This window comes from Salinimicrobium tongyeongense (assembly GCF_026109735.1).
Classification (GTDB): domain Bacteria; phylum Bacteroidota; class Bacteroidia; order Flavobacteriales; family Flavobacteriaceae; genus Salinimicrobium; species Salinimicrobium tongyeongense.
On sequence record NZ_CP069620.1, the window covers coordinates 1,826,894 to 1,848,515 of the forward strand.

Here is a 21,622-nt window from a genome sequence, read left to right on the forward strand (position 1 = left end):
TTCTATAGGTTTTCATTTGCGGCTTTAGGTTGTCCCGAGATTTTTTCCTGGAGCCATTGGAACAGGATGTATAGAATTGGGATGATAAAGATTCCCAGTAGGGTACCTATTAACAATCCACCAACGGCACCTGTACCAATAGACCTGTTTCCTGCAGCTCCTGTTCCTGTAGCGAACACCAGAGGAAGAAGCCCCACAATAAAGGCAAACGAGGTCATAAGAATAGGACGTAAACGTGCTTTTGCAGCTCCAAGAGCCGAGTCAACAATTGAGTTTCCGGCATTTCGCCTTTGCACGGCAAATTCCACAATCAAAATGGCATTTTTGGCAAGTAAGCCCAGTAGCATGATAAGCGCGATCTGGAAATAGATGTTGTTCTCCAGTCCCGTAAGGGCGGTGGTCACATAAGCCCCCATTACCCCAACCGGCAGTGACAGCAGTACTGCAAGTGGGAGCAGGTAGCTCTCGTACTGCGCTGCAAGAATGAAGAATACGAACATGATACTCAGGAAGAAAATAAAGGTGGTTTGGTTTCCTGCGGAAACTTCTTCCCTTGTAAGCCCCGAGAACCCTATGTCAAATCCTTCCGGAAGGGAGCCTGTGCCCACTTCCTGCACGGCCGCAATAGCATCTCCCGAAGAGTAGCCGGGTGCCGTTGCACCATTCACACTGGCCGAATTGAACAGGTTGAACCTGGTAACCGACTGTGGCCCGTAAACCCTGCTTAAGGTTACAAACTGCGTGATAGGTGCCATTTCTCCCTGCGCGTTTCGCACAAAGATCGAATTAAGGTCTTCTACAGTAGCTCTGTCTTCGGGCAGGGCCTGTACATAAACCCTGTACTGTTTTCCGAAGCGGGCAAAATCGGCTGCATAAACAGATCCGATATAAGACTGCAGGGTTGAGAAAATAGTTCCTATATCTACTCCTGCTTCTTTTGCCTTCGGAATATTCAGGTCAATCTCGTACTGCGGATAGTTGGTGTTGAACGAACTGTTGGCGTACAGGATCTCGGGTCTGGCTGAAAGATCGGCCAGGTAATTTCGTGTAGCGGCATCAAGATCTTCGAAACTACCACCGGTACGGTCGAGTACCTTCAATTCAAATCCTGAAGATGTTCCAAATCCTGGTACACTAGGAGGCTGGAAGAAGAGAATGTTGGCATCAGATATTCCTGCGGCAGTACCAAAGAGTTTTGCTATGATATCTTCGGCAGACATGCCGTCTTCGGTCCTTTCATCCCAGGAGTCTAGCTTAATAAAGCCAATTCCGTAGTTGCTTCCGGCACCTCCAAGAAAGCTGAAACCGTTTACCACAGAAGCCATATTAACCCCGGGAATTTGTTGGGCCCTTCGGCTCAATTCCGCAGTAACCTCGGCAGTACGGTCAAGAGAAGATCCGGCAGGCAATTCGATATTGGCGAAAATCATCCCCCGGTCTTCATCGGGAACAAAGCCGGTAGGCGTTGTAGACGAAGCCCAGAAAATAGCACCTACTGCAGCTACAATGATTGCCCCGGTGATCCATTTATTCCTGTATAGGAAAGATACCGAGTTCACATATTTCCTGGTGGTGGCATCAAAAGCCGTGTTAAAGGCTGAAAAGAAGCGCTTCAAAAAGCCTTTTCTCTTGCCTTCTTTCTCGTGGTGAGGTTTCAGGAAGAGCGCACAAAGAGCAGGGCTAAGGGTTAAGGCGTTTACTGCTGAAATAGCGATTGCCACCATCAAAGTCACCCCAAACTGTTCGTAAAATACCCCTGTAGGCCCTGTAATAAAGGTAACCGGGATAAACACCGCACCCATCACCAGGGTAATGGAGACAATGGCACCGGCAATTTCTTCCATGGCCGAATGGGTCGCTTTTTTGGCATTTTCGGCACCCTCTTCCAGCTTGGCGTGCACCGCCTCTACAACCACAATGGCATCATCTACCACAATACCAATGGCCAGTACGAGTGCAAACAGCGTAAGCAGGTTGATGGAGTAACCAAAAAGGTTGAGGAAGAAGAAGGTTCCAATAATAGACACCGGCACTGCAATAGCCGGTATGAGCGTAGATTTAAAATCCTGCAGAAAGATGAACACTACCAGGAATACCAGCAAAAAGGCTTCAAAAATGGTCATTACCACCTTGCTTATGGAAGCATTCAGGAATTCGTTGGAGTCAAAGTTGATCACCGTTTTAAGTCCGGTAGGAAAATTTTCTTCGAGCTCATCAAGTTTATCGTGAACGGTTTCAATAATTTCCTGGGCGTTTGAACCCGGGGTTTGGTAAACAGCCATACTCACCCCCGGCTTTCCGTTGGTGAAGGAGATTACGTTATAACCCTGGGCATCGAGCTCAACTTCGGCAACATCTTCAAGTCTTAAGAACCTTCCGTCGTCCAGCGCTTTTATGACAATATTCTTGTAGTCTTCTTCGGTATTATACCTACCGCTGTAGCGAATAACATATTCAAAAGCTTCAGCATTGTTCTGCCCTAAAGACCCGGCAGCAGCCTCCTGACTTTGCTCGTTGATGGCGCCAATAACATCTGAAGGGATCAAATTGTAGGCAGCCATTTTTTCAGGCTGCAACCAAACGCGCATGGCGTAAGTCTTGGCCCCAAACACACTCACGTCTCCAACCCCGTTGATCCTTTTTAGTTCGGGGATTACGTTGATGTTGAGGTAATTCTGAATAAAGGTGGCATCGTATGCTTCATTTTCAGAAAGTACGGTAAGGAACATAAGTGCACTGGTTTGCTGTTTCTGGGTGGTAACCCCACTCTGGGTTACCTCCCGCGGAAGCAAAGGAGTGGCACGGGCCACCCTGTTCTGAACGTTTACCGAAGCAATATCGGGGTCTATGCCCTGTTTAAAGAATACATTGATACTGGCACTACCGTTGTTACTGGCAGTTGAGGTAATGTAGTCCATTCCTTCCACCCCGTTGATCTGCTCTTCAATGGGAATGATCACACTTTCAAGTACCGTGGCTGCGTTGGCCCCGGCATAATTGGCATTTACCTGTACCGTAGGAGGGGCAATATCGGGATATTGGGTCACCGGTAAAGTGGTGATGGCCAAAATTCCCAGCATAACTATAACTATCGAGACTACCGTAGATAGTACAGGTCTCTCTATAAAAGTCTTTAGCATTAGTCCTTCTTATTTAAAGATTGGTTTAATGGAAGTGGCAATACTGTCAAAAGACACCGGCTGCGGAATGATTGGAGTGTTGTTTCTCAACTTTCCTACTCCCTGTGCTACGATCTTGTCGCCGGGTTTAACCCCTTCTCCCACTACAATAAGGTTTTGAACCCGATCTATTACTTCAATTGGCGCACTGGTGGCAAGGCTGTCTCCCTGCACTGCATACACGTACACGATTCCCTGTTGTTCAAAGGAAGCAGATTCGGGAACTACCGGCACGTTTTCGTAAGTACGCGGGATTCTGATCTTCCCGCTGTTCCCGCTCGCTAAAATCCCGTTCGGGTTTGGGAACATCGCTCTAAAGCTTACTGTTCCTGTTGACGGGTCAATTTGCCCGGTTACGGTTTGTATCTCCCCGGTTTCAGAATAGATCCTGTCATTTACCAGTTGAAGCTGAACCGCAGGGAAATTCTCTATTTTTTCTGAAAGGCTTTCCCCTTCTGCATTCTGAATAAAGTTGAGGTAATCTCTTTCATTCATAGAGAAAAAGGCATATACCTCGTCAATGTCTGAAACAGTGGTGAGTGGCGTTGGGTCGCCAGGGCTAACAAGTGCCCCTTCCCTAAAATTAATTGCGCCTACATACCCGTCTACGGGGCTTTTTATGGTGGCATAACCTATACTGGCAGCGATGCTGCTGTAACCGGCTTTTGCCTGTTCCAGCCTGGCTTTGGCGGTTTCCAGCTGCACCGGGCTTATAATCCCTTTTTCTACAAGGGGTTTGAGCTTGTCTACCTCTACCTGCGCAGCGTTCACGTTAGCTTTGGCAGCACCAGCTTCCTGTGATAAAGACTCGGTTTCAAGCCTGAAAAGGATTTGTCCTTTGCTCACTTTTTCCCCTTCATCAACCAGCACCCTAGTGATGTATCCCGGCACTTTTGCTCTTACGGCACTGCTTACCGTACCTTCAATGCTCACCGGGTAAGAGGTGAAACCAGTAATGGTGCGTTGTGGAACCTCAATTACCGGAAACGGAGCGGCAGCGCCCGCCTGTGGCCCGGCCGCCTGCTTGTCCTGGCATGAAAAAGCCATAAAGGCAATTAGCATCAATCCTATAGAGTGTAGTTTTCTCATATTCTGCTTCTGTCTGTATTTAGTTATTTCTTAATAAAAGTTTGGCTTTGAATTTTTTTACTGCGTTTGAAGTTTCTTCCAAATAGGTGAGAAAATCTTCCTGGAATTCCAGGTCAAATTGAAAACCGCCGGTTTCTTTGGCCTTGCAATTACACTGTTCTTTGTACTCCCGTATTTTGAGGTGCAGCTTTCGTTCGGTTTCCCATTTGGTGATCATTTCATCCATAATATTGAGGATGAGGTCTGGGTCTATCACAAAATAGCGTTTGCGGTCTCCGGGTTTAGTGAAATATTTAACTCTGTTGGTAGTTTGAAGATGATCGAGATGTGTTGAAACCGTGCTTTTTCCCGCATGTAAATCATTCACCAGCTCATCAAAAGTCACCCCTTTTCTTCCTGAAAGGATCAGAGTAGCGAGAATACGCGCCGCAAGAGGAGCAAGATTCTCCTCCTCCAGGTGCACTCCCAGTTCTTCTATTAAGGTCTTTCGCTGAATTTCTAAGTCCACGTTCTTGTTTCTCAAAATTTGAAGCTGCAAAACTAAGATTTAGTTCTGAAACTTCCGAACTACAAGAACTATAAGGTTTTGTTAATAGCAGAAAAATCTTACAAAAAAAGCTGCTTTGAGCTCTCCTGCCTACTCCTGAAGGTTCAGAAATGGCATTTTTGAGAGTTCTTAAAGCAGCTTCTTCAACTTTGGTAAAGCTTATCTACTTTTCTCCATAAATCGCAACCTCCAATGCTCCATCCTTGTTCATTTTGGCGCGATACATGCCTGCGGTGTTGAATTCCATAGCCACATTTCCCTCGTGGTCTATGGCGATGATTCCGCCGTTCCCTCCCAGGTCCACATTTTTCTTCTGTATCACTTCCCGGGCAGCTTCCTGGAGAGACAAATTTTTATATTCCATTAAGGCAGAAATATCGTAGGCCACTACCCCTCGAATGAAAAACTCTCCCCATCCCGTACCAGATATGGCAGCGGTCTTGTTGTTGGCATAAGTTCCCGCACCAATAACCGGAACATCTCCTACACGCCCCCACCTTTTGTTGGTCATGCCTCCGGTAGAGGTGCCGGCCGCAAGATTTCCATATTTATCGAGCGCGGCAGCACCTACAGTTCCATACTTGGAATCTTTGATAAAAGGATCCAGAAATGCCGTTTTTTGATCATGATCAAGTTGGGTTTTTTCCGAATCTTTTACACGCTGAAGTCCGCGGTAGCGATTCTCTGTATAGAAATATTCGGGATCTACTATTTCCATCCCTTGTTCTTTAGCAAAGGTTTCGGCTCCTTTTCCAATCATCATCACGTGTTCAGACCTGTTCATAACTGCGATGGCAAGGTCTATGGGGTTTTTCACGGTAGTAACTCCTGCGACCGCCCCGGCGTTAAGGGTTTTGCCATCCATTACCGCGGCATCGAGCTCGTTGGTTTCAGCGTTGGTAAAAACAGCCCCTTTCCCGGCATTGAAGAGCGGGGAATCTTCCATAATGTTAATAGCCTGCTCGATTGCCTCTATTGAAGTTCCCCCACGCTTTAGTACTGCATGCCCGGCTCTCACTGCCTCTTCCAGCTTTGCCCGGTATTGCTGCTCCAGGCTGTCGCTCATATTTTCTTTCAAAATGGTGCCCGCGCCACCGTGAATTACAATCCCAAAATTGGGCAGGCTATCTTTCTCTTCGGAAGCTGCTTCGGGGGTTGCCGCCTCTACCTTACTTTGTTCTTCAGCATGATTACATGCCAGGGTGCCAAAAATGGCAAAAACCAGAAGTATTTTTTTCATGATCGGAAATTTTTCAGCATAAAAGATATAAAAAATGAGCTGTTATACAGCAACTGGTGCTTTTGGAGCTGCTTCAGAAAAAGATTGTGTAAATTTAGGGTCCAAAAACTAAAAAATGGCAATTTCAAAACCTTTTAATTTAAATAAGTGGATAACGCAGAACCGGGATCTCCTAAAACCGCCGGTGGCGAATAAAAGTATCTATCCCGAAGCCGAAGATTACATCGTAATGGTGGTGGGCGGCCCAAACTCCCGGAAAGATTACCACTACAACGAGACCGAAGAGCTGTTTTACCAGCTGGAGGGGCAAATAAAAGTGCATGTGCAGGAAGAGGGCCAAAAAAGGACTTTTGAGCTGGGGCCCGGCGATATGTACCTCAACCCTTCAAAAGTGCCGCATTCTCCCGAGCGTACAGCCGGTTCTGTGGGGATAGTGGTAGAGCGAAGAAGGATAGAGCTCGATGCCAAAGACGGGTTGTTGTGGTTTTGCGAGAACTGTAATAATAAATTATATGAAGTCTATTTCCCGCTGAATGATATTGAGAACGATTTTCAGAAGCATTTTGACCACTTCTACAATAGCGACAAACTGCGCACCTGCAAGAAGTGCGGGACCAAAATGGAAAAGCCGAAGTAGGGCTTAAAACAAGGCTTTCCTCTTTAAATTTTTTATATTCGCAACTATCCAAACAAAAACATACTAAAACAACAACAAGAATGAGCGCAATTGCTGAAAAATTCGGAATAAATCAAGCTTTAAAAGATCTTGGCCTTAATGTAGACCAGGTGAACAAGGGTACCTCTACCGGGAATGAATGGTTTTCTTCGGGGGAGGTTATCGAATCTTATTCGCCGGTAGACGGAGCTTTAATTGGAAAAGTAAAAGCCACCACCCGCGAAGATTACGACCGCACCATCAAAACCGCACAGGAAGCTTTTAAAACCTGGAGAACCATGCCTTCACCTCAAAGAGGGGAAATAGTAAGGAAGTTTAATGACGAATTGCGCCGTTTAAAAGAGCCACTTGGAAAACTGGTTTCTTATGAAATGGGGAAATCTTACCAGGAAGGCCTGGGCGAGGTGCAGGAGATGATAGATATCTGTGATTTTGCAGTAGGGCTAAGCCGACAGCTGCACGGTGTCACGATGCATTCTGAACGGCCCGGTCACCGCATGTACGAACAATACCACCCGCTTGGGGTTGTGGGAGTGATTTCTGCCTTTAACTTTCCTGTAGCCGTATGGTCGTGGAACACTGCCCTTGCCTGGGTATGTGGCGATGTGTGCGTGTGGAAAGGATCTGAAAAAACACCTTTAACCTCTGTGGCCTGCCAGAATATTGCTGCAAGAGTATTTTCTGAAAACAATCTTCCCGAAGGGATTTCCTGCCTTATCACCGGCGACTACAAAGTGGGGGAAATGCTCACCAAAGATGAAAGGGTGCCATTGATCTCGGCTACCGGTTCCATTAGAATGGGGAAAATCGTTGCCCAGGCTGTTGCGGCACGTTTAGGGAAGTCCCTGCTTGAACTGGGTGGAAATAATGCCATTATCGTAACGCCCGATGCCAACATAAAAAATACCGTGATTGGTGCCGTTTTTGGAGCCGTGGGAACTTGCGGACAGCGTTGTACTTCAACCCGTAGATTGATCGTGCACGAAGAGGTTTACGATCAGGTGAAAAACGCCATTGTTGATGCTTACCAGCAGTTGAGAATTGGAAATCCGTTAGATGAGAACAACCACGTGGGGCCACTTATCGATAAGGATGCCGTGAAGAACTACCAGGCTGCGCTTGATAAAGTTGTTGAGGAAGGCGGAAAAATAATCGTGGAAGGCGGAGTGCTTGAAGGGGAAGGCTATGAAAGCGGATGTTATGTGAAGCCTGCAATTGCCGAAGCTCAAAACCACTACGAGATTGTACAGCACGAAACCTTTGCGCCCGTACTTTATCTTATGAAGTACAGCGGAGACCTTGAAAATGCCCTTGAACTTCAGAATGGTGTAAAACAGGGGCTTTCTTCTGCAATTATGACCAATAATCTCAGAGAGGCCGAAAGATTCCTTTCTGTGGAAGGATCTGACTGCGGAATTGCCAACGTGAACATAGGAACCTCGGGTGCCGAGATTGGCGGGGCCTTTGGAGGTGAGAAAGAAACCGGAGGCGGAAGGGAATCTGGTTCTGATGCCTGGAAGATCTACATGCGCCGGCAGACAAATACCATCAACTACACTACCGAACTGCCACTGGCACAGGGAATCAAGTTCGATTTATAAGAGGTTAAATACGCTAAAAATAAAAAGAGGCTGTCTTTTAGGACAGCCTCTTTTTTTGGCATTTTTGGAACCTTATTGCAAAGCAGGTTCTCTTTCAGTTTTTACCGGGTAATCTAAATATCCTTCTTTACCGGGGGTGTAGAAAGTTTTTTCATCCCATTCGGTTAGTTCAACGCCCTGTTCAAAGCGTTCTACCAGGTCGGGGTTTGAAACGTAAGGCTTTCCGAAGGCCACAAGATCGGCATTGCCTGCTTCCAGAACGGCATTTCCGCTTTCCTGGTCAAAGTTGGTATTGATCATTAAAGTCCCGTTATACATAGGCCTGTACCGTTTCGCGATCTCAGTTTCAGCAAAAGGAAGCTCAGAAACATCATTAAAAGGTTCGGAAAGGTGAAGATAAGCCAGGTTGTAATCATTCAGTTTTTTGACGATATAGTCAAAAGTAGGAATGGTTTCTTCATCCATGCTCATTCCAAAGATCCCGTGCAGGGAAGGGTTAAGGCGCAGGCCAATCTTCTCTTCGGGCATTACTTCTTTAATGGCGTCAATCACTTCAAAAAGAATCTTTGCGCGGTTTTCAATGCTGCCACCATACTCATCGGTGCGCTGGTTTGAGGTCCCGTTAAAGAACTGGTGCAGCAAATACCCGTTTGAAGAATGAATTTCTACCCCGTCAAACCCGGCTTTCATGGCGTTTGCAGCGGCCTGTTTAAAATCCTGAACGGTAGATTTGATTTCCTCCACGCTCATTTCTTTTGGCGTGACCGTGTCTTTTAAACCTTCGGAAGTAAAGGATTTTGAATTTGGATTTATGGCTGAAGGGGCCACGGGTAAATTTCCGTTGTGAAAATCGGGGTGAGACATGCGCCCCACATGCCAAAGCTGTATGAAGATCTTTCCGTTGGCTTCATGAACTTTTTCGGTCACTTCTTTCCAGCCTTTCACCTGTTCTTCGGAATGTATTCCCGGGGTATTGATGTAACCCACGGCCTGTTTGGAGATCTGCGCACCTTCGGTAATGATGAGTCCGGCGCTGGCGCGCTGTTTATAATACTCCCCCTGAAGTTCTGCGGTGGGTTTGTTCTCGGGGTTGTTGGCGCGGCTTCGCGTCATGGGCGCCATGACCACGCGGTTTTTAAGGTTGAGGTTTCCTTTATTATAAGCCTGTAACAATGCTTGTTCTTTACTCATATCTATAGCTTAATCAGCTCGTTTTTAGGTTAATATTCTTTTCTTCAAAGGTAAGGAAGGCGTTGCGCGCAGGAATTGATGTATGTCAAAGGAAAGGGTTAAAGTATGTTAAGTTATGAGTTTGGAAAGCCTTCCGCAGAAAAAGCACTTCTTTTAGAGAGACAGTTTCTTTATCTTAGAACAAACTAAACCAACTATTCATGAAGAAAATATTTACACTCCTGTTTTTTATCGGCTCAATTTTCTCCTGCGTTCCCGAAGACCATGTACTGGAACTTGAACTGGTGAATAATACTTCGGAAGCAGTTAAAAACCTGAAAGTTTTCACGGCCGGCGAAAAAGTGAGTTTTGAAGTTGATGTTCTGCCTGCGGGCGAAGAGATTGCGCACAGCCTGCAGGTGCCCAAAGATGCTGTTGACGGGAAATACACCTTCAGGTTTACCCGAAGTAACGGAAAACAAGAATCGGTTACCGGAAGCTATCTCAAAGAAGGGGAAGATTATCTGAAGAAGACGTTGGTTTTCGATATTCAGCAAAATGCTGTGAACGTGAACCACAAAATGCTGGAGGTGAAGTAAACCTCAGGCTAAACCTTCAGAATTCTTCCGAAAAAATTCTGCCAAAGCTGTCAAAAATGGCATTTTTAGCACTCGATTTAATTTTTCTTCAGAAAGGTAGATGCTTTGCTGGTGAAGCGTGAAAGCACGACCAGCTTCTTTTTGGTGTTTATGAAATAGACCCCGGTGAGCAGTACAGCCGCGGCAATGGCCGACTGGCTGGTGATTTGCTCGTCTAAAAAGTACCAGCCCAAAATCATGGCAATAACCGGGTTTACGTAAGTTGAAGTGGCCACTTTTTCGGGAGAGATCACCTTTAGCAGGTAGTTAAAAGCCGTAAAGGCCACAATACTTCCGAAGATGATGAGCAGCAGCATCGAATATTGTACCTGGCTGCTCCAGCTGAAAGGAGAACTCCAGGATTCGTTAAAAGCCAGGCTCGAAAGGGCTAAAATGATGCCTGCGCAGAACATTTGGTAACCGGTATTGACAAAATGGTTACTGGGTAAATTGGCTTTTCCCACAAAAAGGCTTCCGTAAGACCAGCTTAGCAGGCAGCAGAAGATCATTACAATTCCAAGAATGGAGTTTTCCTGAGAGGTAACTTCTTTTTGGCTCACCAGTAAATAAATCCCACTTAGGCCCAGAGCGACTCCCAGCATAGACATGGGCAGGATCTTTTTACCTTCAAAGATTCGCATGAAGATCAGCACTACCAGGGGTTGTGCCGAAATTACCAGGGCTGCAAAGCCGCTGTCTACAAATCTTAGCGCCCAAACCACCACGCCGTTTCCAAAAGCGAGGAACAAAAATCCTGCTATTGCGGTATTAAAGAACTGGGCGCGGGTAATTCTAAGGCTTTTGCCCATGGCGCGGCTAATTCCAAAAATGAGCAGCCCGGCGGTGGCAAACCTGATGGCAGCCAGCATGAAGGGCGGCAGCTCGGTCACCGCAATCTTGTTGAGCAGGTAAGTAGACCCCCAGATCACGTAAATGGAGAAAAAGGCCAGAACAATAAAAAGCGGATTTTTTGAGCTCATGCTGAAAATTTGCTGTGCAAACTTAGCAATAAAACGGCTGCCTCAGCTATGGGGATTTTTTCTTAAAATAACAGGATTCCTGGGGATGGGTTTTGAAAAATCTTCAGCAGGAAAACTCATTTACTTCTCACGTATTGCTTTCTGAAAAAAATTCGGGAAAAAACCTGCTCAAAAATGCCATTTTTGGAAGTAAACTTCCGCAGAAAACAAGGCAAAAAAAAGGCTGTCTTTTTAAGGACAGCCTCCCAATGCTTATAATTTTCCGTTTGGTGTGACCCAGGCAAACTGGTGCGGGTCTTGCGGAACTTTGATCCTTTCGGCGATTCTCGTCATCCTGTCCGGAAGTTTCATGAGATAATCGCGGGCTTTTTCGGCTTTATCGGTAAGGGAAGTCATTTTGTCGATCTCCCAGAAGTCATTCAGTTTTTGAAGGATATCAATATAATCCTGCGTGGTGTAGACGCCAAGTCTTTGTGCTGCATTGGAAAAGTTTTCAAATGCCTCGCCAATGCCCTGGCCGCTCTCCCTAATGAACTGGGCGGGCATAACGATCTTTTTCTTCATCATGTCTTCAAAAGCCAGCATCATTTCACTTGGGTCGTATTCAAAAATGGTCTTTACAAACTCCCTGTAGGCCAGGTGGTGGCGCATCTCGTCTCCGGCAATGATGTTGCACATTTTAGCGAGCATCTTATTCCCCTTTTTTCGGGCAAGCTGGCCCACGCGTTTATGAGAAATGTTGGTGGCTAGCTCCTGGAAGCTGGTGTACACAAAATTGCGGTAGGGATCGCGGCCTGTTCCTATGTCAAAACCGTCATTGATGAGGTATTGGGTGGTTTTTTCTACTTCCCTCATATTTACCCTGCCCGAGAGGTAAAGGTATTTGTTAAGGGTGTCGCCGTGGCGGTTCTCTTCCCCGGTCCAGTGGCGAATCCATTTTGCCCAGCCATTTTGCAATCCTTTTTGCTGCCCATGCTGCTCAACCCCTTCCATATCCATTAACCAGGATTCATAGGTTGGCAGAGCTTCTTCGGTCACCATATCGGCTACCAGTACTACCCAGAAATCATATCCCAGTTCCTGAGCTTCTTCCCGGATTTGTGTCACTTCTTCAAAGAAATTCTCTTGCTGCGAATTGGGTAAAAGATCTGTAGGCTGCCAGATCTCTTCCACCGGAATGAGATACTTCTCCACAAATTCATCAATAGACTTCTCAACAGTCTTCATTACTTCTAATCTGATATTCTCTAGCGCCATATAGGTAGGGTGTTTTTCATGGTTCTTTTCTCAAGAACCGAACCATTATAATTTTGGTAATCTACAAAGATAGAAAGTTCAAAGAGGAGGACGTTAAAAAATTTCTTAATTTCTACCCGATTCGTCAGGATAAAGGCTGTGTACCGGGTCACTTTGAACCACTTCTTTTGAGTTTACATCGAGTAAAGACAGCTTTCCCATAAAGGCCGCACCTGTGTCTATGTTAAAAACATTTGCAAAATTGGCAGGTTTGTCTTCTCCAATCCTGGTGACCGGCGTATGGCCAATATATATTTCCCGGAACAGTTCCAGGCGTTTTGGGTAATGCGTTTCTCCCGGCTTTAATGCCGGATTAACAGCCATGGCCATCTCCCACAGGGTGCGGTCCCAATAGAAAGGCGTGGGCGTATATTCCTCCTCGGGGCCTTTTTGGTTGGTGAATCCGGCGTGTACAAAAAGCCGGTTTTCAGCATCAATATAATAATTGACCATTTCTTCGAAGAACTTGATGTGCTCCTGTTTTTCTTCACTGGTGAACCGGCGGTAAGCGTCAATGCTTGATTGCCCGCCGTGTTGCAGCCATTTGTCATTCAATTCGCCGGTTTTTAACCAGCGATGGGTGAGGTCGTCGTGGTTTCCGCGTAAAAAGATGCAGGTATTTTGTTTGGAAAATTTTATGAGATAGGAAACCACATTGGCCGAATCGCTCCAGCCATCTACGTAATCTCCCAAAAAAATTACAGTATCTCGGGGCGTAATCTTTGCCCTTTCCAGCAATTGAATGAGTGCTTTTAAACCTCCATGTATGTCTCCTATTACCAGAGTCCTTTCCATTTAATTGTATTTTACTTTTCTCAATATCCGCAGGCTTTCCTTGTACTGCTGATAAATCCTTTCATCAAAATTCCTGAGTTCTTCCTTTGCGTCTTCAAGGCGGTCTAGTGCCTCGCTGAAGCCGTTAAAATGACACAGTAAATACGTGGCTGGCAAATTATATAAATCTTTTTCTTCGGAAGGGGTTAATTGCAAATTTTGTTTCAGCTTGTGCACCAGTGCAATATTCGAATTATAGATGTGGTACAGCGTTCTTTTTTCAAACTGCGGAGGCTTAAAAAGCATATTTGTCTTGATCTCATAAGTGGCATTGTCTTTAAAGTGGATCTTTACTTCTTCCAGCGGATAGTATTTAAACCTGTCGTTAAGCCCCAGCTTTACATACTCTAAAATGCTAAAAAGGTCTTCCGAAATCTCGATGCTCACCTCGTCAAGATCTGAATAAAAGAGTTTTACCTGTTCGTTGATGAGCTCAATGTCTACTCTTGAAAAATAGACTTCTTCATTGGCCTCTTTCTTCTTGCCGCTCCAGCACACCACAAAATATTCTTTAAAAACCTTGTATTCGGGCCTAAGGTTCTCATGCTTTCCCATGAAGTCAAAAACCCCGTCTAGCGTGAGCTGTATGTTGTTCTGGGAATGTGCTTCAATGGCATTTACCACGGCTGAATTATCGCTTTGTGAACCCCGCGAAAACTCCGAAGCTATGCTAATACTGCCCTCCCTGAAGAAGATGCTTTGTGCAGGGTACTTCCAGATGGCTTTTTTCAAAGCACAGGTTTTGCCTTTGTTGGGTTTTATGGTGACCAGCCCCACCACCAGGTCGTGTGGCAAATGCGGAAACGGGATGTTTTCATAGGCCACCAGCGGCGGATTTTCGAGGTAGGCATTTACCAGGTTCTGTATCTTGCTGTCGTCAAAAAAGTCAACTCCTTTAATCTGGTTGTCGGCATCTTCAACCCCAATGACCATATAAGAATTATTGTTGGGGTTGGAATTGGCCAGGGCGCAAATGTGCTTTAGAAATTTGGCCTTTCCTTCTTTTTCTCCCAGGTTGATCTGGCGCTTTTTATCATAAAAACTGTTTTCGCTGTTATGCGCGAGCAGATTTTTAATAAGAAGGCGCTTGTTGATCATGCCTGCTATTCCTTATGTACAATAGTAGAAGTTGCCTGTGCGGTGGGCAGCACCAGCAGGTCGGCAATGTTCACATGCCGGGGGCGGCTCACTACAAACACCACGAGTTCGGCGATGTCTTCGGGCTTTAGGGCCTGGTAACCCTGGTAAACCGATTTTGCCTTTTCTGAATCCCCTTTGAACCTCACCTCGCTAAAACCGGTCTCTACCAGCCCCGGGTTTATGGCACCTACGCGTATGCCTTTCCCGTTTAGGTCAATGCGCATTCCCTGGTTAATGGCGTCTACGGCGTGTTTGCTGGCGCTGTACACGTTCCCGTTTGGATAAACTTCTTTTCCGGCCAAAGAACCAATGTTGATAATATCTCCCGAGCCTCTTTTTAGCATCTGCGGAATGATCTCCCGGCTCACGTACAGCAGGCCTTTCACATTAATGTCTATCATTGCATCCCAGTCGGTCACACTTCCGGTTTGAATGGGGTCGAGGCCATGGGCATTTCCGGCGTTGTTAATGAGTACATCTATAGTTTTGAATTGCTGCGGAAGGCTTTGAATAGCCTCACTTACTTTTTCTTTATCTCTCACGTCAAACTGAAGGATGTGTACTTCGGTTTTAGCGCTAAGCTCATTTTTTAAAGATTCAAGGGCGTCTTTTCTTCGGCCGCAAATAACAAGGCGGTAACCTGCGGCTGCCAGGGCAATTGCAGTTGCTTTCCCAATTCCACTGCTGGCGCCGGTGACTAAAGCTGTTTTGTTCATAGGTGTCAAAAATGTCATTTTTAAAGTCTTTCCGGCAGCTTTTTAAAGTCCTCATCAATTAGGGAGGTGTGAAAAGCTTTGTGTGCCGAATCTATGCCTGCTTCAGAATTTCCTTTGATAACGGCGTGAAACTGGGCTTTATGCTGAAGCAGCCACGCAAAAAGCAGCTCTTTTGGCCGCAAATTGTACTTAGTGGCGGCCTTTTTGAGCTCTTCGTGCTCATTTTCCCAGTCTTCGCTTTCGGGAATGATCATTTGGGTGACCCCTTCCGAAGCAGCTTCAGCTAAGGTAAGGCTTTTCACGGCTGCGGGCGTTAGCCTTACACTAGAAAGTGTGGCACTGGCAGGGAATTCTTCTAAAAATGCCTTTTTCTCCCCCGGCCTTTTTTCCAGGACCCCAATCTCCACGATTTTACCGCGGGCGCGTAATTTCTGGATATTTGAAAGCAGTTCATTTGCGGGAGCATTAAAAGTAAGGAGCAGGAGGTCGAGATAGTCGGTATCAAGAAGCTCAAGAATGTGCTCTACCTGCCCGGGAATATCCTGCCCGCCAGGGTCTGCGTCAATTGCGGCGGCCAGTTGCACCTGGTCGCGGCTTAGCCCGCTTTCGCTAAATGCCGTTCCCAGGCCATGGGTATAGGTTTTGGCCCTGGTGTGGTCTATCAAAAAAGTAGTGATGCCTTTCTCGACGCAGTGGTGAAAAAGCTGGATTTTTTTGCCTTTTGAAAGGGGTTCCCAGGATTCAGGATCCTGAATGATACGGGAATAGGAATTTCTTTGCCTCATTTTTTAAAAGTAAGGAACTCTATTCTTCTACGCAGGAGGCGGATTGTTAAAGAATGCGAAGGATAGTTAAAAAGAGTTAAACTTCATTTATCGGGAGATTAAAGCCTTTAATCGAGCGTTATCATGCCTAAACCTAAAACAAATCATTTATGAAAAAGTATCATTTATTTTTATTCCTTTTTGCTCTGGTTTCCGGGCTTGTTAGTTGTAGTTCAGATGACGATGGCAGTGGCGCCAGTAAGGGTACTGCAAGAGTGGCAGTAGAGTTGACCGATGCTCCCGGTGATTTTAAGCACGTTTACGTGGAAGTTGAAGATGTAATGATAAAAACAACCAACGAAGGTAGTGACGAAGAAGGCTGGACCAGCCTTGAAGGGGTGAACACAGGGGTAATTGACCTTCTAAGCCTTACAGGTGGAGTGACCAAATTACTGGTAGATACCGAAATTGAGGCCGGTTACCTTCACCAGATCAGGCTGGTGCTTGGCGGTGACAACAGTGTGGTGGTCATGGATGGTGATGTGGAGCAGGAATTTGCCCTTAAGACTCCAAGTGCACAGCAATCTGGTTTAAAAGTGATGGTGGGGCAGGAACTCGAAGCCAACGCCGAATACACTTTTATCCTCGATTTTGATGTAGACCAGTCTGTGAAAAGCACCACTGCCGATGGCTACAACCTTCACCCCGTGATTAGAATGGCCGTTGAAGAAAATTCAGGTTCTATTGTGGGCAGCATCCACCCAACTACAGAGCAGGCTTTGATCAAAGTTCAAAATGCCACGGTAAATGCTTCTGCCTACACCGATGCCAACGGGAAATTTGAGGTGCACGGGCTGCCTGCCGGTACTTACAAAGTGACTGCCACCGTTGCCGAAGGTTCTGGGCTTAATTCTTCCGTAGTGAATAACGTGGTGGTGGAACAGGGTGAAACTGTAACTCTTGATCCCATGTTTTTGGACGGAGAATAATAAATGCTGAAAAATATGCCATTTTTGAAAGCAGCGGTAATCCCGCTGCTTTTTGTTTTAACATAAATTTAAGATAATTTGGTTGAATATTTGCTGAAGTTGCGCCGTTGACTATAGATAAGTATCTTCACCTAAATAAAATTTTTTACCAATGCAGGAAAACAACAGCTCGGTAGACATAGCCAGTATCAATGAAAAAATTGAGCGCGAAAGTGCCTTTGTTGATATTTTAAGTTCAGAAATGAAGAAGGTCATTGTGGGCCAGAAGCATATGGTTGAACGTCTGTTAATTGGCTTACTGGGCCAGGGGCATATACTTCTGGAAGGAGTTCCGGGGTTGGCAAAAACCCTTGCCATCAACACCCTGTCTCAGGCGGTGCACGGTAGCTTCAGCCGTATACAGTTCACGCCCGATCTACTTCCGGCAGATGTGGTGGGTACGCTCATTTATAATATGAAGCTGAATGATTTCAGCATAAAAAAAGGCCCCATCTTCGCAAATTTCGTACTTGCCGATGAGATCAACAGGGCACCTGCCAAAGTGCAGTCGGCTTTGCTCGAAGCCATGCAGGAAAAACAGGTGACCATTGGGGAAGAGACTTTTGTGCTCGATAAGCCATTTCTGGTAATGGCCACTCAAAACCCGGTGGAGCAGGAAGGAACCTATCCGCTGCCTGAAGCCCAGGTTGACCGTTTTATGCTTAAAACCGTCATTAAATATCCCGAAATGGCCGATGAGCAGATGATCATTCGCGCCAATTTAAAAGGCAGTTTTGAAAAGGTGAACCCGGTAGTGAGCCTGGATCAAATTGCCCGCGCCCAGCAATCGGTGCGAGAGGTGTACATGGATGAAAAGATCGAAAAATATATCCTTGATATCGTTTTTGCCACACGTTTTCCTGAAAAATACAGGCTTGAGAGCCTGAAGCCTCTTATCAATTTTGGTGCTTCCCCGCGGGGAAGTATCAACCTGGCAACGGCGGCAAAATGCTACGCCTTTATAAAGCGCCGCGGCTACGTGGTGCCCGAAGACGTGCGTGCCGTGGTGCACGATGTGCTTCGCCACAGGATTGGGATCACCTACGAAGCCGAAGCCGAAAATGTAACTTCCGAAGATATCATCAACAAGATCGTAAACGAGATTGAAGTACCTTAAACAATGAACAATTAACAATGAACAGAATTGAACATCTGTCACCTGTTAATTAGTTACTGATAATTGTTTATTGATCATTGTCAATTGAAGAAATGGATACTAAGGAGTTACTCAAGAAAGTTCGAAAAATAGAGATCAAGACCCGCCGGCTGAGTGATCACATCTTTGGCGGGGAATACCACTCTACCTTTAAGGGGCGTGGAATGACTTTTAGCGAGGTGCGCCAGTATCAGTTTGGGGATGATGTAAGGAATATTGACTGGAATGTTACTGCCCGCTATTCTGAACCTTTTGTAAAGGTGTTCGAAGAGGAGCGGGAGCTCACCATGATGCTGGTGGTAGATGTTTCCGGCTCTGGCCTGTTTGGTACCCGCAACGGGTTCAAGCAGGATATTATTACTGAAATTGCCGCTACTCTGGCATTTTCGGCTACCCAGAACAACGATAAGATCGGGCTCATCCTGTTCTCCGATATCATTGAGCTTTATATTCCGCCTAAAAAGGGACGTTCACATGTGCTTCGGATTATTAGAGAGCTGTTGGAATTTGAGCCTAAAAGTCAGAAGACCAATCTCGAAAATGCGCTCAGTTACCTTTCGCGCGTGATGAAGAAAAAAGCCATTGTTTTTGTGCTTTCCGATTTTATTGCTGAAGATTATCAGCGTACGCTCAAGATCACCAGCGGCCGGCATGATGTTACCGGTATCCGGGTTTATGATGAGCGCGAAGAAGAGATACCAAACCTTGGAATGGTGGCCATGCAGGATGAAGAAACCGGGAAAAGGATACTTGTAGATACCTCTTCAAGGTCGGTGCGCCGCAACTATGCTAAATATTACCACGAGAGAGTGGAGTATTTTAGCGAGAGCTTCCGCAGAAGTGGGGCAGGAAGCCTTAGCACCCGTGTAGATGAAAGTTATGTAAAAAAATTACTGGGCTATTTTAAAGCCAGATAAAAGAATAACAATGCAAAAAATAGTAAGGCAGAATGGCATTTTTGACACCCCCGTGAAGAGTGTTCTCTTTTTCTGCCTGTGTGCAATTTTTCTGCTGCTCAACAGTTTTGCGGGACAGGCACAGGAGGTTTCTGCTTCCGTAGACACAACTACTATAAAAATAGGGGAGCAGATCACCTATAAACTTGCTGTGGAAACTAACCGTGAAGACCTGGTGGTGTTTCCGGAAGGGCAGAGCTTTTCTCCGCTCGAAATGATAGAGGCACTGGCCATAGATACCAGTGAAATTAGCGACAGGTACCGCCTCACACGCGAATACGCGCTTACACAATTCGATTCGGGCAGCTATACCATTCCGCGGCAGCGGGTGTTGATCAACGACAGGGAATTTCGCACCGATTCATTTCAGGTAGTAGTGAATGATGTGGTAGTTGATACTACCAAGCAGAAAATGTTTCCCATAAAACCGGCTGTTGAAGTGCCACCGGCTTTTGGCGTTCCTGCCTGGCTCTGGTGGCTGCTTGGCCTGGCGCTTCTGGCAGGTGTTATTTACCTGTTGTACAGGAGCAGGAAAAAAAGAAAAGAAGCTACAAAACAACTTCCGCCTTATGAACGCGCACTCTTTGAGCTGAAGCAATTAGATGATTCCCGGCTTTTGGAGCAACGGGAGATCAAGGAGTATTATTCCCAGCTTTCGGCGGCGGTAAGGAGGTATTTAGATGGCGAGGTCTACGATCATGCGCTCGAAAGTACCACCAATGAGCTTATCACTTATCTTGAAGCTGAAAGAGATAAGGGTAAACTAAAGCTCGAAAACACCACTATAAGCAGGCTGAAAGAGATTCTCGAAAGAGCCGATCTTGCAAAATTCGCAAACTCCAAACCCGATGTGCTTACGGCAAAAGAAGACCGCAGCAGTGTTGAAAATGTTATAAAAGATACTAAAGCTTCTATCCCGCAGCCTACCGAAGAAGAACTCTTAAGAGACCGCGAATACCGGGAAAGGCTGGAGCGAAAAAAGAAGGTCAAAAAGATCATTTTTGGAATCCTTGCGGTAGTGTTGCTCATAAGTGCAGGTACGGCTTATATTATTTCTACCCGCGGGTTTGAGTATTTTACTGATACTTACTTTGGAAACACCAGTAAGGAGATGCTGGAGAGCGACTGGATCTCCAGTGAATACGGTACTCCATCGGTCACCATTGCCACGCCCGATGTGCTGGTGAGAGATCTCAGCGATGCTGAAGGAATGGCTGCTGGCCGTGAGACTTTCAGGTATGGCAGCCTTAATGCCAATCTCTTTGTGAATGTAAGCACCCGCCCGGCCAATGATGATTTTAACGTAGACCTGGCCGTAGAAGAGGTTTATGCTTACCTGGAAGCCAATGGCGCTAAAAACATTATTACCAAGCAGGAAGATTACGAAACGCTCAACGGCGCTCCCGGATTTAAGATCTTTGGGACCATGAGCCTGCAAAAAGATGAAAAATCACCACCTGTGGCCAAGGAGTATATCATCCTTAACTTCGGAATGGGACAGGGATTCCAGCAGGTAGTGGTGATCTACAATGAAAATGATAAATATGCCGATGAGATCGCGCAGCGCATCTCAGATTCGGTTGAACTTATAAACAACAGCAATTAATGTTCGAAAGATTAGTTTTTGAAGATCCGCAGTTCTTTTGGCTATTGCTGCTTTTGCCGCTGGCCCTGGGTTGGTACATCTGGAAACGCAACCGGCAAACCGCCGAGCTCAGGATCTCTAGCATTAAAGGTTTTGAGGCCAAACCCGGTTTGCTGGGAAAATTCCGCCCCCTGCTCTTCATACTCAGGCTGCTCGTACTGGCTTTGGTCATCACTGCCCTTGCAAGGCCGCGAAGTGTAGATGTTTCTTCGCGTACCAGCAGCAATTTTGGGATTGATATAGTAATGGCCATAGATGTTTCTGCCAGTATGCTGGCCCGTGACCTGGAGCCCAACCGGCTTGAAGCAACTAAAGAAGTGGCTGCCGATTTTGTGAAAAACCGTCCTGCCGACAGGATTGGGCTGGTGGTATACGCGGGTGAAAGTTTTACCCAAACCCCAATTACGAGCGATAAAAGCATCGTGTTAAGCGCCCTTGAGAATATTGAGTACAACAATGTGCTCGAAAATGGTACGGCAATTGGAATGGGGCTTGCCACGGCAGTGAACCGGCTCAAAGACAGTAAAGCCGAAAGTAAGGTAGTGATCCTTCTTACCGACGGGATGAACAATGCCGGTTTTATAGATCCAAAGATCGCAAGTGAACTGGCCCTGGAATTTGGAATCAAGGTATATACCATTGGCGTGGGAAGCAACGGCACGGCCCTTTCTCCCATAGCTATCCTGCCTAACGGGAATTTCCAGTATGGCAGGGTGCCGGTTGAGATAGATGAAGCTTTACTAAAGGAAATTGCCGATGCTACCGGCGGAAAATACTTCCGGGCTACCAATAACCGCTCTCTAGAAGAGATCTATGCCGAAATTGATGAACTTGAAAAGACGGAGATAGAAGAATTCAGGTTTTACAACTATGAAGAGAAATTCAGGCCATTAATATTGCTGGCAGGATTACTGTTGTTGGTAGAAGTGCTGTTGAGGTTTACTATTTTCCGAAGTTTTGTTTAAAA

General features: G+C 46.0%; 19 protein-coding genes. 8 read left to right on the top strand and 11 right to left on the bottom strand.

The window, feature by feature from the left end:
• Window positions 1–2: 2 nt before the first annotated feature.
• The 4 genes from JRG66_RS08100 to JRG66_RS08115 form a co-directional block, all read right to left on the bottom strand.
• Window positions 3–3,140: an efflux RND transporter permease subunit gene (locus tag JRG66_RS08100; protein ID WP_265162264.1), complete on the bottom strand. Its 3,138-nt coding sequence runs from the start codon at window positions 3,138–3,140 to the stop codon at window positions 3–5.
• Window positions 3,141–3,149: 9 nt separating this feature from the next.
• Window positions 3,150–4,268: an efflux RND transporter periplasmic adaptor subunit gene (locus tag JRG66_RS08105; protein ID WP_265162265.1), complete on the bottom strand. Its 1,119-nt coding sequence runs from the start codon at window positions 4,266–4,268 to the stop codon at window positions 3,150–3,152.
• 19 nt (window positions 4,269–4,287) lie between these two features.
• A complete protein-coding gene (locus tag JRG66_RS08110) occupies window positions 4,288–4,776 on the bottom strand; it encodes a GbsR/MarR family transcriptional regulator (RefSeq protein ID WP_265162266.1) in 489 nt (162 codons plus the stop codon).
• 202 nt (window positions 4,777–4,978) lie between these two features.
• Window positions 4,979–6,055 carry an isoaspartyl peptidase/L-asparaginase family protein gene (locus JRG66_RS08115; protein WP_265162267.1) on the bottom strand — a complete coding sequence of 359 codons (1,077 nt, stop codon included), beginning with the start codon at window positions 6,053–6,055 and terminating at the stop codon, window positions 4,979–4,981.
• A 115-nt stretch (window positions 6,056–6,170) separates the two neighbouring features.
• Here JRG66_RS08115 and JRG66_RS08120 point away from each other — a divergent pair, with 115 nt between their 5' ends.
• Window positions 6,171–6,692, top strand: a complete 522-nt coding sequence (locus JRG66_RS08120; RefSeq protein WP_265162268.1) for a 3-hydroxyanthranilate 3,4-dioxygenase — start codon at window positions 6,171–6,173, stop codon at window positions 6,690–6,692.
• Window positions 6,693–6,772: 80 nt separating this feature from the next.
• Window positions 6,773–8,332 (top strand): L-piperidine-6-carboxylate dehydrogenase, encoded by a 1,560-nt coding sequence (gene amaB / locus JRG66_RS08125; RefSeq protein ID WP_265162269.1) that lies wholly within the window; start codon window positions 6,773–6,775, stop codon window positions 8,330–8,332.
• Between the two features lie 72 nt (window positions 8,333–8,404).
• Here amaB and JRG66_RS08130 read toward each other — a convergent pair whose 3' ends face one another.
• Window positions 8,405–9,523, bottom strand: coding sequence for an alkene reductase (locus JRG66_RS08130; protein WP_265162270.1), 1,119 nt, complete (start codon window positions 9,521–9,523; stop codon window positions 8,405–8,407).
• 200 nt (window positions 9,524–9,723) lie between these two features.
• Between JRG66_RS08130 and JRG66_RS08135 the strand changes: the two genes are divergently transcribed.
• A complete protein-coding gene (locus JRG66_RS08135; RefSeq protein WP_265162271.1) occupies window positions 9,724–10,101 on the top strand; it encodes a hypothetical protein in 378 nt (125 codons plus the stop codon).
• 77 nt (window positions 10,102–10,178) lie between these two features.
• Here JRG66_RS08135 and JRG66_RS08140 read toward each other — a convergent pair whose 3' ends face one another.
• The 6 genes from JRG66_RS08140 to JRG66_RS08165 form a co-directional block, all read right to left on the bottom strand.
• Window positions 10,179–11,120 carry an EamA family transporter gene (locus JRG66_RS08140; protein ID WP_265162272.1) on the bottom strand — a complete coding sequence of 314 codons (942 nt, stop codon included), beginning with the start codon at window positions 11,118–11,120 and terminating at the stop codon, window positions 10,179–10,181.
• Between the two features lie 252 nt (window positions 11,121–11,372).
• A complete protein-coding gene (locus tag JRG66_RS08145; protein WP_265162273.1) occupies window positions 11,373–12,377 on the bottom strand; it encodes an acyl-ACP desaturase in 1,005 nt (334 codons plus the stop codon).
• A 105-nt stretch (window positions 12,378–12,482) separates the two neighbouring features.
• A complete protein-coding gene (locus JRG66_RS08150) occupies window positions 12,483–13,211 on the bottom strand; it encodes a metallophosphoesterase family protein (RefSeq protein ID WP_265162274.1) in 729 nt (242 codons plus the stop codon).
• Complete coding sequence (locus JRG66_RS08155) at window positions 13,212–14,348, bottom strand: ATP-binding protein (protein WP_265162275.1); 1,137 nt, start codon at window positions 14,346–14,348, stop codon at window positions 13,212–13,214.
• Window positions 14,349–14,353: 5 nt separating this feature from the next.
• On the bottom strand, window positions 14,354–15,106 hold the full coding sequence (locus tag JRG66_RS08160) for an SDR family NAD(P)-dependent oxidoreductase (RefSeq protein WP_265165421.1): 753 nt from the start codon (window positions 15,104–15,106) through the stop codon (window positions 14,354–14,356).
• Between the two features lie 20 nt (window positions 15,107–15,126).
• Window positions 15,127–15,891: an aldo/keto reductase gene (locus JRG66_RS08165; protein ID WP_265162276.1), complete on the bottom strand. Its 765-nt coding sequence runs from the start codon at window positions 15,889–15,891 to the stop codon at window positions 15,127–15,129.
• A 149-nt stretch (window positions 15,892–16,040) separates the two neighbouring features.
• Here JRG66_RS08165 and JRG66_RS08170 point away from each other — a divergent pair, with 149 nt between their 5' ends.
• From JRG66_RS08170 to JRG66_RS08190, 5 genes are all read left to right on the top strand, one after another.
• Window positions 16,041–16,859, top strand: coding sequence for a DUF4382 domain-containing protein (locus JRG66_RS08170; RefSeq protein WP_265162277.1), 819 nt, complete (start codon window positions 16,041–16,043; stop codon window positions 16,857–16,859).
• Between the two features lie 151 nt (window positions 16,860–17,010).
• A complete protein-coding gene (locus tag JRG66_RS08175) occupies window positions 17,011–18,015 on the top strand; it encodes an AAA family ATPase (RefSeq protein WP_265162278.1) in 1,005 nt (334 codons plus the stop codon).
• Window positions 18,016–18,107: 92 nt separating this feature from the next.
• Window positions 18,108–18,971, top strand: a complete 864-nt coding sequence (locus tag JRG66_RS08180) for a DUF58 domain-containing protein (RefSeq protein WP_265162279.1) — start codon at window positions 18,108–18,110, stop codon at window positions 18,969–18,971.
• A 10-nt stretch (window positions 18,972–18,981) separates the two neighbouring features.
• Window positions 18,982–20,616 carry a BatD family protein gene (locus JRG66_RS08185; RefSeq protein ID WP_265162280.1) on the top strand — a complete coding sequence of 545 codons (1,635 nt, stop codon included), beginning with the start codon at window positions 18,982–18,984 and terminating at the stop codon, window positions 20,614–20,616.
• Window positions 20,616–21,620: a vWA domain-containing protein gene (locus JRG66_RS08190; protein ID WP_265162281.1), complete on the top strand. Its 1,005-nt coding sequence runs from the start codon at window positions 20,616–20,618 to the stop codon at window positions 21,618–21,620. The genes JRG66_RS08185 and JRG66_RS08190 overlap by 1 nt, the downstream gene beginning before the upstream one ends.
• Window positions 21,621–21,622 lie beyond the last annotated feature (2 nt).

What these genes read in the sequence shown, in the direction of transcription:
- JRG66_RS08100 (WP_265162264.1), bottom strand. Translation starts at nt 3,140, where the DNA reads ATGCTAAAGACTTTTATAGAGAGACCTGTACTATCTACGGTAGTCTCG.
- JRG66_RS08105 (WP_265162265.1), bottom strand. Translation starts at nt 4,268, where the DNA reads ATGAGAAAACTACACTCTATAGGATTGATGCTAATTGCCTTTATGGCT.
- JRG66_RS08115 (WP_265162267.1), bottom strand. Translation starts at nt 6,055, where the DNA reads ATGAAAAAAATACTTCTGGTTTTTGCCATTTTTGGCACCCTGGCATGT.
- JRG66_RS08120 (WP_265162268.1), top strand. Translation starts at nt 6,171, where the DNA reads ATGGCAATTTCAAAACCTTTTAATTTAAATAAGTGGATAACGCAGAAC.
- amaB (WP_265162269.1), top strand. Translation starts at nt 6,773, where the DNA reads ATGAGCGCAATTGCTGAAAAATTCGGAATAAATCAAGCTTTAAAAGAT.
- JRG66_RS08130 (WP_265162270.1), bottom strand. Translation starts at nt 9,523, where the DNA reads ATGAGTAAAGAACAAGCATTGTTACAGGCTTATAATAAAGGAAACCTC.
- JRG66_RS08135 (WP_265162271.1), top strand. Translation starts at nt 9,724, where the DNA reads ATGAAGAAAATATTTACACTCCTGTTTTTTATCGGCTCAATTTTCTCC.
- JRG66_RS08140 (WP_265162272.1), bottom strand. Translation starts at nt 11,120, where the DNA reads ATGAGCTCAAAAAATCCGCTTTTTATTGTTCTGGCCTTTTTCTCCATT.
- JRG66_RS08145 (WP_265162273.1), bottom strand. Translation starts at nt 12,377, where the DNA reads ATGGCGCTAGAGAATATCAGATTAGAAGTAATGAAGACTGTTGAGAAG.
- JRG66_RS08150 (WP_265162274.1), bottom strand. Translation starts at nt 13,211, where the DNA reads ATGGAAAGGACTCTGGTAATAGGAGACATACATGGAGGTTTAAAAGCA.
- JRG66_RS08155 (WP_265162275.1), bottom strand. Translation starts at nt 14,348, where the DNA reads ATGATCAACAAGCGCCTTCTTATTAAAAATCTGCTCGCGCATAACAGC.
- JRG66_RS08160 (WP_265165421.1), bottom strand. Translation starts at nt 15,106, where the DNA reads ATGAACAAAACAGCTTTAGTCACCGGCGCCAGCAGTGGAATTGGGAAA.
- JRG66_RS08165 (WP_265162276.1), bottom strand. Translation starts at nt 15,891, where the DNA reads ATGAGGCAAAGAAATTCCTATTCCCGTATCATTCAGGATCCTGAATCC.
- JRG66_RS08170 (WP_265162277.1), top strand. Translation starts at nt 16,041, where the DNA reads ATGAAAAAGTATCATTTATTTTTATTCCTTTTTGCTCTGGTTTCCGGG.
- JRG66_RS08175 (WP_265162278.1), top strand. Translation starts at nt 17,011, where the DNA reads ATGCAGGAAAACAACAGCTCGGTAGACATAGCCAGTATCAATGAAAAA.
- JRG66_RS08180 (WP_265162279.1), top strand. Translation starts at nt 18,108, where the DNA reads ATGGATACTAAGGAGTTACTCAAGAAAGTTCGAAAAATAGAGATCAAG.
- JRG66_RS08185 (WP_265162280.1), top strand. Translation starts at nt 18,982, where the DNA reads ATGCAAAAAATAGTAAGGCAGAATGGCATTTTTGACACCCCCGTGAAG.
- JRG66_RS08190 (WP_265162281.1), top strand. Translation starts at nt 20,616, where the DNA reads ATGTTCGAAAGATTAGTTTTTGAAGATCCGCAGTTCTTTTGGCTATTG.